The sequence below is a fragment of the Paenibacillus polymyxa genome, assembly GCF_001719045.1.
GTDB lineage: Bacteria > Bacillota > Bacilli > Paenibacillales > Paenibacillaceae > Paenibacillus > Paenibacillus polymyxa_B.
This window is the reverse complement of the sequence record NZ_CP015423.1, coordinates 3,368,418-3,381,392: the sequence shown is the minus strand read 5'-3', so window position 1 is coordinate 3,381,392 and position 12,975 is coordinate 3,368,418. Positions and strand designations below refer to the sequence as shown.

At 46.9% G+C, this 12,975-nt stretch carries 10 protein-coding genes and 1 tRNA gene; 5 read left to right on the top strand and 6 right to left on the bottom strand.

All coding sequences use genetic code 11. The features are described 5' to 3' along the window. Nucleotides 1–472 precede the first annotated feature (472 nt). Complete coding sequence (locus AOU00_RS15100; protein WP_068941186.1) at nucleotides 473–1,552, top strand: beta family protein; 1,080 nt, start codon at nucleotides 473–475, stop codon at nucleotides 1,550–1,552. Here the strand turns inward: AOU00_RS15100 and AOU00_RS15095 are convergent. From AOU00_RS15095 to AOU00_RS15085, 3 genes are all read right to left on the bottom strand, one after another. After that, on the bottom strand, nucleotides 1,521–2,096 hold the full coding sequence (locus AOU00_RS15095) for a sce7726 family protein (RefSeq protein WP_049817004.1): 576 nt from the start codon (nucleotides 2,094–2,096) through the stop codon (nucleotides 1,521–1,523). The genes AOU00_RS15100 and AOU00_RS15095 overlap by 32 nt on opposite strands. A gap of 459 nt (nucleotides 2,097–2,555) precedes the next feature. Then, a tRNA-Thr gene (locus tag AOU00_RS15090) sits at nucleotides 2,556–2,627 on the bottom strand. A 73-nt stretch (nucleotides 2,628–2,700) separates the two neighbouring features. Continuing rightward, nucleotides 2,701–3,048, bottom strand: a complete 348-nt coding sequence (locus AOU00_RS15085) for an MTH1187 family thiamine-binding protein (protein ID WP_061830040.1) — start codon at nucleotides 3,046–3,048, stop codon at nucleotides 2,701–2,703. Between the two features lie 527 nt (nucleotides 3,049–3,575). On the opposite strand from AOU00_RS15085, the gene AOU00_RS15080 reads away from it, so the two are divergent. The 3 genes from AOU00_RS15080 (at nucleotide 3,576) to AOU00_RS15070 (ending at nucleotide 8,879) form a co-directional block, all read left to right on the top strand. Then, on the top strand, nucleotides 3,576–5,909 hold the full coding sequence (locus tag AOU00_RS15080) for a ribonucleoside-diphosphate reductase subunit alpha (protein WP_069290946.1): 2,334 nt from the start codon (nucleotides 3,576–3,578) through the stop codon (nucleotides 5,907–5,909). A gap of 20 nt (nucleotides 5,910–5,929) precedes the next feature. Beyond that, nucleotides 5,930–6,961 (top strand): ribonucleotide-diphosphate reductase subunit beta, encoded by a 1,032-nt coding sequence (locus tag AOU00_RS15075; protein ID WP_029517885.1) that lies wholly within the window; start codon nucleotides 5,930–5,932, stop codon nucleotides 6,959–6,961. A 166-nt stretch (nucleotides 6,962–7,127) separates the two neighbouring features. Continuing rightward, nucleotides 7,128–8,879 (top strand): methyl-accepting chemotaxis protein, encoded by a 1,752-nt coding sequence (locus tag AOU00_RS15070; RefSeq protein ID WP_069290945.1) that lies wholly within the window; start codon nucleotides 7,128–7,130, stop codon nucleotides 8,877–8,879. Nucleotides 8,880–9,063: 184 nt separating this feature from the next. Here AOU00_RS15070 and AOU00_RS15065 read toward each other — a convergent pair whose 3' ends face one another. Further along, nucleotides 9,064–9,900, bottom strand: coding sequence for an HAD hydrolase-like protein (locus AOU00_RS15065; RefSeq protein ID WP_069290944.1), 837 nt, complete (start codon nucleotides 9,898–9,900; stop codon nucleotides 9,064–9,066). A gap of 170 nt (nucleotides 9,901–10,070) precedes the next feature. On the opposite strand from AOU00_RS15065, the gene AOU00_RS15060 reads away from it, so the two are divergent. Beyond that, complete coding sequence (locus AOU00_RS15060) at nucleotides 10,071–10,565, top strand: hypothetical protein (protein ID WP_069290943.1); 495 nt, start codon at nucleotides 10,071–10,073, stop codon at nucleotides 10,563–10,565. Here the strand turns inward: AOU00_RS15060 and AOU00_RS15055 are convergent. Continuing rightward, nucleotides 10,549–12,267: a bifunctional ADP-dependent NAD(P)H-hydrate dehydratase/NAD(P)H-hydrate epimerase gene (locus tag AOU00_RS15055; protein WP_069290942.1), complete on the bottom strand. Its 1,719-nt coding sequence runs from the start codon at nucleotides 12,265–12,267 to the stop codon at nucleotides 10,549–10,551. The genes AOU00_RS15060 and AOU00_RS15055 overlap by 17 nt on opposite strands. Before the next feature lie 33 nt (nucleotides 12,268–12,300). Then, nucleotides 12,301–12,933 carry an NAD(P)-dependent oxidoreductase gene (locus AOU00_RS15050; RefSeq protein ID WP_061831169.1) on the bottom strand — a complete coding sequence of 211 codons (633 nt, stop codon included), beginning with the start codon at nucleotides 12,931–12,933 and terminating at the stop codon, nucleotides 12,301–12,303. Nucleotides 12,934–12,975: the final 42 nt, after the last annotated feature.

Here is a 12,975-nt window from a genome sequence, read left to right as displayed (position 1 = left end):
GCATAGAAATTCCAGTATTTTATAATCATTTACTATTTTTGTCCAATAATTAACAGTTGTCAATATCCTTTTTGCGAATAATGCAGAAAAGCCACGTTTGTCATAAGAGCACTTATATAAACAAAAACACCCCACTGGCTTTAGCCAGCAGGGTGCTACCGATGCTTTCGGATTACACAACGATGCTTCCGTATGTGTTGTTATAAGCATAAAGGGTTAGAGTGACTCTGTAAATACTCGTATGTATTATTCAAATTCATAACATTTAAGTGAACATAACTCTCATGTTATCATCTTTTAATATGTTTCAAACACCTAAATTCTTTTCACAAAAAATAGGTATTTAGAGATAAAAAAATAACATAATACACAACTTAATACCCACATCTATATTTTTTTATAGTATAATAGTTCTACTCAGAAGACCTCAGCAATTACTTCAGCCGATGAAGAAACTTACGGAGGCAAAAAAATGTTAGAAAAGCACTACTATGTTCCCGTCTTAAAATGGAAGCAAGGTGAACAAAAAGCGTTGGAGGAGTTACCCATTTCTATAAAAGAAGCTACCTCTCCTATGTTAGAAGTTCCTCCAATCGATTGGGATTTTGAAAATGACACTCCGAAAAAAACAATCGATGAGCACCTCCAAAAAGTTGGAGAAACCTTGTCACGCTCTTGGGGATCAGATTCCCCCTTCTTCATTGATTTATACTACGTTGACTCTACTGATCGCTTAGCAAACGGTCAACATCCTCTTAGCTTCGTTCTTCAAGAAACCAGAACACGCGGATTAAATGCAATTCCAGTAACAAGTACTAATCGTGATGTCGCATACCAAGCCGAAGTAAGATCGGCCCATCAACAAGATCAAAATGGAATTTGTTTTCGATTAAAAGAGGAAGACTTCGGAGATTTACAGAATAATATCGGTTCTTTACTAACTCAACTGTCAGTAAATCCTTCTGAAGTAGACTTAGTTTTAGATTATGAATATGTAAAGCCAGATGAACGAGTAAGGACTATGTTATTTCTAACAGGTATTCTTAGTAGTATTCCTTTTTTAAATCAGTGGCGTAGACTCATACTTTGCGGTACTTCATTTCCAAGTGACCTTTCATCAATAGATTCAAATTCAATCGGACAAATTGATAGAGCAGAATGGTTGATTTGGAAAAGACTCATTTATTCAGGATCAATTGAGAGAGTTCCTTCGTTTGGAGACTATGCAATTTCAAACCCAGCTCCTTTTGAAGCCGATCCAAGATTCATTAATATGAGTGCAAATATAAGATATACTGGTGACGATAAGTTTATAATTTTCAAAGGACGAATGATTAAAAGATATGGTGGAAATCAATATTATCAATTGGCCTCACAGGTTGTAACCCATCCGGAATATTCAGGTCCCAACTTCAGCGCTGGAGACCAATATATACAGAATGTAGCAAACAACACTGATGGTCCTGGTAATGCAACCAATTGGCGCAAAACAGGAACCAATCATCATATAACATACGTTGTTAATGAACTCGCCACCGTGACCTTGCCTTAAGTTTCCCTCTCACTTCATCTTGAAGTTCTTGCAATGGTAAGTTTTCAGCCAATGCTCTCCATAATACTTGCCGAGGCTTGCTCAGTAATCCTTTCTGTAAGCCTCTTTCTTTTAGTATCGAAATAGCTTCATCGCGCCAAAGGAGCTGTGCTAAAGAGAGCGCATCAATGTTTAAATTCTTCTGCGCCTCCCTTAACACAAAAAAATGAACCATTCCGTCCTCTTCTTTTTCGGCTTGTGTTATTCCCCACCATTCAGGAATTATATCTATAATCCCCTCAACAAACTTTGAAGCTGTCAATATAGTAACTTTATCAAAAACCTTATTGTAGTACTCAGATTGTGATGGGAGTCTACTTAATGTATCACTCTCACTTTTTATCTCATAGCCATTCATTTCCCCATTTACAACAGCAACGTCAATTCGTGCATCGCCTTGACATACAACTAACTCATCAAGTATCAGTGTATCCGGTTCAAGCTCATGCTCTTTTTGGAGTATACAATGAAGGGATTTACGGATATCTATATCCTTGGTTTTCATTATCCATCCTCCAGTAAACGAAATAAAATAATTAAAGTTGATAAAAAAATTGATATTTTATTAGCCTAATACTAGCACAAGGTATTAAAATCTTCAAAATGAAAAATTGCCAGCGAACCTCTGGCAATTTTTACCGTTTATGATTATTCTTGATTGCACGTGCCTGTGGCTTCAGCCGATTTACCATCCACATAAGCCTCAGCCAGAATGTAAGCAATCACTGCACCGAATGCACGACATTACTATCGTATTTTGGACACAATCGTAAAAGAGCACCCTGACTTTCCGCGGATTCGTTTCTATGATCTAAGACACGCTCATAACAGGGAACTCATGAACACTGAAAAAACCACTTTACTATACTAAAGGTTAGAAGATTGTTAGAAGATTGTCCAGAATCACAAAAAAGCGCGCCCTCCAAAAAGCTTGGAAGCCGCGCTGTGCTTGAGATGATAGCTATGCTGGTGAAGGGAATTGAACCCCCGACCTACGCATTACGAGTGCGTTGCTCTACCCCTGAGCTACACCAGCAGGTCAGTGTAACTGACAACAAAAACTATTATACTCTTAGTTACATAAAAATCAATCACTTACATCAACTTTTTCAGCTAGGATTTGGATTTAATTCGGTAACATTTCCTGTCGCGGTGCCAGATAGTTTCTCTGCGACGGAACGGAGCTTTTGGTGACTGGAGGAAGGCTTGTCACGGCGATCATCAATTTTGACCGAGGTGGAAACACGCTTGGCTCCAGACAGGAATGGCGCTTCGTGCAGCGCAGCAATGGCGGTGAACACATCGTCCAACGAACCTTCAATAATCGTACTCATGGAGGTAAGCTCATAGGTAATTCCTTTTTGCATCTTCAACACTTTTTGCATCTGGGCAACGTAGTCGCTCAAGCTTGTACTCCCCGTTCCAATCGGGATCACTGTCACTTCTGCAATAGCCATCGCCAAGTTCCTCCTTTAATTTAAAATCGTCGCTTCTTTAAAAATCTAAAATTTCAGTCCGATAGAACGAGCAACCTTATTTCACAAAAAAAGTTCATATGTATGCTGCTTGTTTCTGTAGGAAACATCTTTATCATTCATTGTACCGTTCAAATAGCCTCAATTCAAATACAGCCCACGACTTCTCTGTATATTTTGATTTTCCATTCCTTTTCCTTTACGTATGGCTTCGAATGTTGCTATAATACTCCTTGCACTTATTTGAAATTTTAAGTTTATACACACAATATGTTGGGTTAAATATTCATAACACGTCTAAATATAGTGATGTAGCCGATAAATCGTACGGGAACCATCTTTTCCCCCTTCATTGGCAGGTGCATCGCTATTTCTATGTTATTGGATTACATACAGCCCCCAAATGCTGTCTGACCATCGCTTTTTTTCGCCATTATCTTCTCATCATGATCATTTTCATGCCTATTCCCAAGTATGATTCCAAATCAGGAAAGCGAGGAATTAATCCTATGCCACAAATCGTAACCAAACCAAACAATCGCCAGTTGGCTTTTGATGAAATACGCATTTCCGTATATGCCGACCGTGTACTCAGCGGGCTGGACAAGCTGGATAAAGATCGTCTCATTCGTGGTGTAACTAGCAAACTGCGCCGGGACGAAGTCACGGGGGATGACATTAGCAACGCGTTTGCGATGGCTGCCCTTGAATTGGTTAGTAAGGAAGAACCGGACTGGAAATTTGCCGCTGCGCGTGCTTTGCTCACTTCCTTGTATAAAAAAGCGGCCACTCACCGCCGTTATAAATCCTATGCGGACGAGCCTTACGGTGCTTTTTATCCACTGATCACTGATTTGGTCCAAAAAGGAATTTACCGTCAAGAACTGCTCGACTACTATACCAAGGAGCAGATTGATGAGTTGGGTGATTCCATATTGCCGAAAAATGATCTGTTGTTCGATTATATCGGGCTGTTAACGCTGTCTGAGCGCTATTTGGCCAATGATTTTGACGGACGCGTAATGGAACTGCCGCAGGAACGCTACATGATCATCGCGATGTACCTGATGCACCAAGAGCCTGCCGACAAGCGGATGGAGCTGGTGAAGGAAGCATACTGGGCGATGAGCAACATGTACATGACAGCAGCTACACCAACCATGTCCAATGCCGGAAAAAAGGTGGCCGGACAGCTCTCCAGCTGCTTTATCGACACCGTAGACGACTCGTTGGAAGGCATTTTCGACTCCAATACGGATGTAGCCCGTCTTAGCAAAATGGGCGGCGGCATCGGCGTATACCTCGGTAAAGTACGGGCGCGTGGCTCCGATATCCGTGGACATAAAAATACAAGTTCCGGCGTCATTCCGTGGATTCGCCAGTTGAACAATACAGCTGTTAGCGTAGACCAATTGGGTACTCGCAAAGGTGCAATTGCCGTATATCTGGACGTATTCCACAAGGACATCCTCGCGTTCCTTGACCTGAAGCTGAACAACGGTGACGAGCGGATGCGTGCACATGACGTGTTCCATGGCGTATGTCTGCCTGATCTGTTCATGGAGCGGGTCGAAGCACGGGGTGAATGGAATCTGTTCTGTCCGCATGAAGTGAAGAAGGTGATGGGCTGGAAAGATGACAACGGTCGTCCACTGGGACTGGAAGATTTTTATGATGAAACCTTCGGTTCAGGTACCTTCCGCGAGAAGTATGAGGAGGCGTCACAGCATCCCATTCTCTCTCGTATTACAGTGCCTGCCATCGACATCATGAAGCGCCTGATGAAGTCACAACTGGAAACAGGTACACCGTACATGTTCTACCGTGATACGGTAAACCGGGCGAACCCGAACCGCGCCCATGGTATGGTATATTCCTCCAACCTGTGTACGGAAATTATGCAAAACCAATCTGCAACTGTAGTAGAAAAAGAAGAATTGGTCACCAAGGACGGACAAACACGCATCGTTATTTCCAAAATTCCTGGCGACTTTGTGGTGTGCAACCTGAACTCCATCCATCTGGCTCGTGCGGTTCCGGCAGGTGTGCTGGATCGCCTTGTACCGATTCAGGTACGTATGCTGGATAATGTTATTGATATCAACAACATTGAAGTACTCCAAGCACAATATACGAACAGCCAATATCGCGCTGTCGGTCTGGGTACATTTGGACTGCATCATCTACTCGCACTGGAAGGTATCCGTTGGGAATCCGATGAAGCGGTAACATATAACGATCATTTGTATGAAAAAATTAACTACCTGGCCGTCAAATCCAGCATGGAGCTAGCGAAAGAAAAAGGCCGTTATGCCAAATTCGAGGGTTCTGACTGGTCTACTGGGCACTATTTCACTTCCCGTGGCTATACGGATGGTACACGCGAAGGCAAATTTGTCACTACGTCCGAGTGGAGCGAGCTTGCAGAAGAAGTCAAACAAAATGGTGTCCGCAACGCATGGCTGTTCGCCATCGCGCCTAACGGGTCCACGTCTATTATTGCAGGTTCTACCGCCAGCATTGATCCATTGTACGAGCTGCTTTCCTATGAAGAGAAAACAACTTACAAGATTGCTAACCCTGCACCGGATTTGAACGAAAAAACCATCTGGTACTACAAGACGGCTTTCTTGCTGGATCAACACGCTTCGATCAACATGGCTTCTGCACGTCAGCGTCATATTGACCAGGGCCAAAGCTTTAACCTGTATGTACGACCTGATATTAAAGCAACTGAATTTTTAGAGCTGCACATCCATGCCTGGAAATCAGGTATGAAATCGACCTATTATGTACGCAGCCGCGCACTGACGATTGAAGAATGTGATAGCTGCGCATCCTAAACTAAAGGAGAGAAGCTCTCATGCAGTTACAGAAGATTTTTAACACGGAAGCGCCCAATCGCTCTACCCGTATTATTGAAGGCGAAAGCTCCGGTATTTTGAATTGGAACGATATTCGGATGCCGCATATGTACAAATTGTATAAAGTGCTACTGCTGAACCACTGGATTCCAGATGAAATTCCGATGTCCAAGGACGCGTCCCAGTTCCCTGTGCTGGATGCCGAAGAACAGCGCACCTTCAAAATTAACATCGGCCTGCTGGCTGTACTGGATTCGATGCAAACGATGTTTGTCGGGGATGTAAAACGTTATTTTACCGACTCTTCATTGGAAGCTATTTCAGCGATTATCGGGCAGCAGGAAGTGGTGCATAACCAGTCCTACTCCTACGTTCTGTCTTCTTTGGTGTCAGATCAGGAACAGAAGGAAATTTTTGAATACTGGAAAAACGATCCCGTCCTGCTGGAGCGTAACACATTCATCTCGGACATTTATCAGGAGTTCCGCGATGAGCAGAACCCACAGACCTTTTTCCAAGCGATGGTAGCGGATTTGATTTTGGAAGGCATTTTCTTTTACAGTACGTTTGCGTTCTTCTACAACTTGGCTCGTGATCAGAAAATGATGGCAACCAGCCAAATGATCTCGTATATTCAGCGTGATGAAAATCAGCATTGCTACTTCTTCGCCGAAGTGTTCAAGCAGCTATTGTCCGATTTCCCTGAGTTGAATACCAAGGAAAATACGGACTATGTCTATCGTATGATTGACCGAGCTGTGGAGCTCGAAACGAATTGGGCGCATTATACGCTCAAAGAGGTTCGCGGCATCGACTTGAACGAGCTGAGCGATTACATCAAATACATGGCAAATATGCGCCTGAGACTGCTTGGTATGGACAAAGCGTACGAAGGCGTAGATGTAAACTGTATGCCTTGGATCAAACCATTCTCAGATGAAGCGCTGAATGCGACAAAAACGGACTTCTTTGAAGCAAAATCACGCAATTATGGCAAGGTCGGAGATGACAACGGATTTGACGATTTGTAAGTCATAAGATTACAGCCTTAGCTCGGTACTTACCGGGCTAAGGCTTTTTTCATGAGAATTTACGCAAATACGCAAAAAAATCATGAAACATCTGAATAACTATTCATATTTCCCTATTTGTACACGTTATATATTAAGGTGAAAAAAACATAGTAAGGAGCATATTATGAAAAGCAGCGTTAAAAAAAGAATGGGATTACAATCCAAACTCTACTTCATCTTGCTCATTCCTTTAATCGTGATTGGCGTCATTGTTCTGTGGACGACCAATCAATCCATCCAGAATGCTTCTCTATCAACCATGCAGCTAAACAATGAAACGCTGGCAAAGAACACGGCCCAGTTATTGGACAAATCTGCAGTCAAGAGCTTAAATACTGATTCATCTGAGCAAAGCAGCGAGTATAAGCAGCTTCGGAACGAGTTAAATACGCTTAGGCTGCAAACTGGAATCCTGTACATCTATATGTACAACCGTGTGGGCAATGAGTGGAAAATTACGGTGGATGGAACCGCATGGGACGACAAAGACTACAGTCCATTCGGAACTCCTGTAAGTTTTACCCTTAAAGAAACGGAAGAGAAATTGAAACAAGGGGAAACAGTGACTACAGATATTACAACGGACCCTGAGTGGGGGACGATGTTTTCCTCCTTTACTCCCATTAAGGATACAGATGGAACCATCATTGGTTATTTGGGAATCGATAGATCCCTGTCCTCTGTGACTGAAGTATACGAACATACCTTGCCCGAGGCCTACCGATTAGTTATTCCTGTTATCTCCATCATTCTGATCATCTCCATTGCGGCTATGATGCTGGTAACCCGGCGGATACTGCGTCAGGTGAGATTTATTAAAAATACACTGGAGCAAGTAGCCGACGGCAACCTTACGGTTACATCGTCGCAAGTAACATATGATCAGTTAGGCGAAATTAGCAAATTGACAAACAAAATGGTGGAAGCCATGTCCAATATAATTGTAGATATTCAAAGCAGTTCTAGCACACTCCAGCATGCATCAGAAAATATCGTCGTGACAACGGAGGGGACACTCCACCAAACTGAGGAACTGTCCCGCACACTCCAGCAAATTGCCGATGTCTCTATTAACCAAGCGGATCAAGCAGTGGAATCGGTTCAACAATCTGACCGATTAGGACAAACGCTGGATGAAGTCGGAAGCCATGTGCAACAATTTACGAATACGGCCCATCATCTCAATGAGGTTCGTAATCAGGTAGCCAGTGAGCATGAACTGTTATTAGAAAAAGGACGAGAAAGCGCCCTGCGTATCAAGCAGATGCAGCGTATGTCACACGCGTTAACCGAAAAATCGCGCGAAGCGGCTAACATCGGTCAGCAGGTACAGGGCATCGTAAAGCAGACGCAGATTTTGTCCTTTAATGCATCTATTGAAGCCTCACGTGCAGGCGAAGCTGGCAAGGGTTTTTCTGTGGTCGCTCATGAAATGGGACAACTTGCACAGCAATCTGCCATATCGATTCGGGAAATCGATGAAATCTTAAGAAGCTTTGTTGATCAAATTGAGCAAATGGGTGATCAATTTGATGAGAACATAAAGACCGTCAATGAACATGAAACCCAAATTTCAGTATGTCTACAGTCTGTTGACAAAGTCACCCAGGTTTCACAGGAAGTTCAGGAGTTAGCCGCACATCTAGCTCAATTGACGGTAGAGATGCAAGAGGTACGTCACAGCGTAGACCAACATTTAAATCACACAGCCAGCGCGGCACAGCAGACTGCCGGAATGACAGAAGATGTATCAGCAAGCGCCGAGAAGCAGGCCCTAGCGGTAAAAGAACTATCCGAAGTAGCCCGTAATCTCACTACACTATCAAACAATCTGCAGCGTCATGCCGACCAGTTCCAGGTAAAAAACGCTGAATAGTGAATATTATGTTGGATTCGATTCAACTAAACGAAAAGGAGTAAACTAAAATGGAGCATTCGCTAACGTAGCGAATGCTCCATTATTATGTTATGAAAGCCGAGCAGAGTTCACCTTTATCCGAGTAGGTGCATACATATAACCTAGAAGTGTGTATTCAAGCATCCCAGAATCATACCCGTTCTTATGATGGGGGTAGCGCCGCTGTTTTCACCTGTTTCGTATAAGAAGGATAACCTCCCGTATGCTGGAGCATTTCGATTTCACGCAAAATACGCGGCAAGTCAGCGACCGAGTTCATCACGATGTGGGCTCCTGCTCTTTTCAAACCATATACACTCTGTCTGCGCCGTTCCTCAGCCACTCTGTCGTCCGCTTCATGGCTGGTCGTTTGAGCTGCGGTCGTCACGCTTTCGTTATGGTTCAAGACACCAATCGTCCATACACCTGCGTTCCGTCCTTCTTGCATATCGGCTGCTGTATCTCCTACTTTCACAATATCGCTCAGCGGAAATACCTGCAAGCGATGTGCAATTTCATAGATCATCCACGGATATGGCCTCCCCTGCGAAACTTCACAAGGGGCTACCATACAATCCAGCGTATAGGGTGACTGTGCAGGCGTAAATACGTGACTGAGCATCTCCATCGGACAGGATGCAGTGGCACCTGACTGAATACTACGATCCTGCAACTCCTGCAGCGCCCTGTCTATACCGATAGCAGGCTCAGCCCCTTGGATCAAGGAGCGGAGAACAGGGACAAGCTCGAGATAAATATGCTCAATATCCACTCTGCCAGGATGCGCACCAAAGCACTCCAGCCATTTTTTCCGAACCTCTGAAAGTCCCAGCACATTCGCAATATGATCCCGGATCGGCATTCCTCGCCCATGAGATACCTGTTCTTCAGTTACCTGTATACCTTTCCATCTGAAAATGTCACGCATTCCCTGGGTTAAGCCTCGTCCTCCGGGGTCTAACAATGTACTTTCGAGATTAAAAACAACCGCCTGTATCATGCAATCCCCGCCTTTCCGTACCGCGGCTATCCGCAATCTTTATTTTGCTTAGGAACATGATACACAGCTAACGTAAACTGAAATGTCGTAAACGGTAAGCGGATTGTAATTGAAAATAAATTCCTTGATTGGTTGTGAATACCGAGTGTGATAAGAGGAGGAGTCGCAACATGAGACAGCCTTGGAATGAATTTAATTCCAAAATGCCTTGGCGGATGGAGCTTGGTTGTTATGCGCTGAATAAACTAGCCTGTGGAGGATTAGTTTTTGGTCTCTTATGGATCTACTGCTATCTGACAGAGGAAATAACAGGAATTCCTCTGACTATAGCAGGCAATAGTGGTGAACTGACCGCGCAGCTGTGGGCCTATGGTTTTGCCCTTCCTGCCGCTCTTGCCGCTGATGCGCTACGCGATCTTTTACCCTGGCTTCGCAAGCCCGAGCAGCTCACCCTATACCTCGCTGCAGGATTCAGTGTCTTTCTCCTACTAGGTTCTTTGATGTCGCCTGCCGGAACGGGCATTTTATGGAGCAACGGCATAGCAGGTGCAGGGATTACACTGCTGTATTATGGAGGAAGGCACTGGCTGAACCGTGAATATGGAGTACAGATCATGCTGGCCTTCCTCCTGCCACTGCTGCTATGGCCTATAGGGCTTCAATAATGTCGCCTGCGATCACAGAGGCAGGATGCTGGCGATGACGTGCGGCTGTTTCTCCAGCCGCACCATGCAAATACACGCCAAAGGCTGCTGCCTGCGAAGCAGTCAAGCCCTGAGCCAGCAAACCTGCGATGATGCCTGTTAGCACATCGCCCGCACCGCCTGTCGCCATCCCCGCATGGCCTGTAGTATTGACGTAGGCCGTTCCGTCGGGACAAGCGATGACCGTGCGTGCTCCTTTGAGCACCAGCGTGACCCCACGTGTCCGGGCGTACTCCCGGGCATGGGTGATGCGGTCACGCTGCACCTCTGCTGTCGGTATGCCCAGCAGACGAGCCATTTCACCGGGGTGCGGCGTCAGTACGACCGCCGCACCTCTCGGCTTCCAAGCCTCCAGCTCAGGTCCCGCCGAGGCGAGGATGTTCAAGGCGTCCGCATCAAGCACGAGCGGACCGCCGTATTCCTCCCACAGGCGGCGCAGCCAGCCGGTGTCCCCTGCAAAGCGGCCGAGGCCGGGGCCGACGGCCAGTACATCACGTGCCTGCGCGAGCTGTAGCAGCTCGTCTGCGGAGTCGGCATTCCATTCGCCGTCTCCGCCTGCTGCTGCGGCAGCGAGCATCAGTTCCGGCGCGGCGCCAATGACGCGCGGCAACAACGCCTCGGGCACCGCCCACGTGACAAGGCCGCTACCGATGCGCAGGGCTGCACGTGCGGCCAGCAAGCCCGCGCCGCTCATGCGCAGGCTTCCGGCCGCGACGAGAACATGGCCGTAGGTGCCCTTGTGCCCGTCCGGCACGCGGCTACGGCTTACATCTACGTCCAGCGCAGCGCGCAGCGTGTCACGGGTCAAGAGCCGCAGCTGCACGCCGCACTCACGGGCAAGGCCGGGTGGAATACCGATGTAGCGTACCACCACATCGCCTGCGGTCCCGGCGCCCGGATATTGGACGAGCCCACGCTTCAAGTAAGCGAGGCATACGGTGACGCGCGCACGAATGCACGGCTCGTGCAGCGCACCCGTGTCGGCGTCGAGGCCGCTAGGCACGTCTACCGACACGAGCGGCGCGCCGCTGGCATTGGCCTCGCGGATCAGCGAGGCGTAGGGTTCGCGCGGCGGGCCTTGCGTGCCCGTGCCCAGCAGGGCATCGACGACGCCGGAGGCGCCGCGCAGGTCGAGGGTATCCCGGCCATAGAGGATCACCGGGACACCCAGAGCCGCGATGATATCGCGTTGCGCAGCCGCTTCACCGCGTAGCGTGTCTGGCGGCTCGACGTACACAACGGTGACGCGTAGCCCTGCATCGGTCAGATGACGGGCTGCCACCAGTCCGTCACCACCGTTGTTGCCTTTGCCTACGAGGATATACCAGTGTTCTCGTTCCCGTAAGTCATGTCGTCCTTGACTCCACGTCTCTGTCCGTATAACACCGCCATGTCCCGGTATATCCCCCGGCCCTGTGTGTGTAACCTCTTCTGTCCACTGCGACCCCAACACTTCAGCACGATCATTTTCACGTGTTAGATCAGCAGTGCCTACTGAGAAGCCGCCGCCATTGCTCTTCCCACTTCTTTCAGCACATAGCTTCAACACCTCGTCAGCTACCTCGCGCCCAGCATTTTCCATCAAGGTAAGGGCCGGAATACCCAGCTTGTCAATTGTATAGCGATCCAATTCTCGCATTTCTTCGGCGGTCACCATATACATGCTTTTCGCCTCCCGTATGGCTATGCCTGCTTATTAATATCCAACCGTAAAACGGGAATTGACAAATTCCCCTTCTACTAACTCATCAATCAGGGCTACCGCATAATCTTCGACCGAGATACGGCTATGGCCTAATTCGTCAACCACCAAATGATCCAAACCAATACGGAACTGCCCTGTACGTTTTCCCAATTCAATTATTCCGGCAGGACTACAATAGGTCCAATCTACATCCGCAGCGCGGTACAGCTCCAGTGCATCTGCATGGGCAGCCGCCAGTGGCTTCACTTCCTCCGGAAACTCGGCGGTATCCATGAGGCGTTCACCGTTTTCTGTTTTCAGACTTCCCGCTCCGCCAACGACAAGTATGCGCTCCGCGCCAGAACGCCGGGTTCCTTCCAGCAAAGAACGAGTCGCTTCGAGCAGTTCTTCCTCTTCTCCAAACTTGGGACCGTATGCGCTAATGATAGCATCGTGCCCTTTGGCCACATCCGTAACGGAATTCGGATTTAGAATATCCGCTTGAACCACCGTCAAATATTCACTTTGCTCCGTCACACGTTGCGGGTCGCGCACCGCCGCCGTCACTTCATACTTACGCTTGATTGCTTCCTTTACTAACGCTTGACCAATGGTTCCTGTTGCTCCGAAAATAATAACTTTCATATAAATGTGCCCTCTTCCTGTCTATAATTTACTTACTGTTAT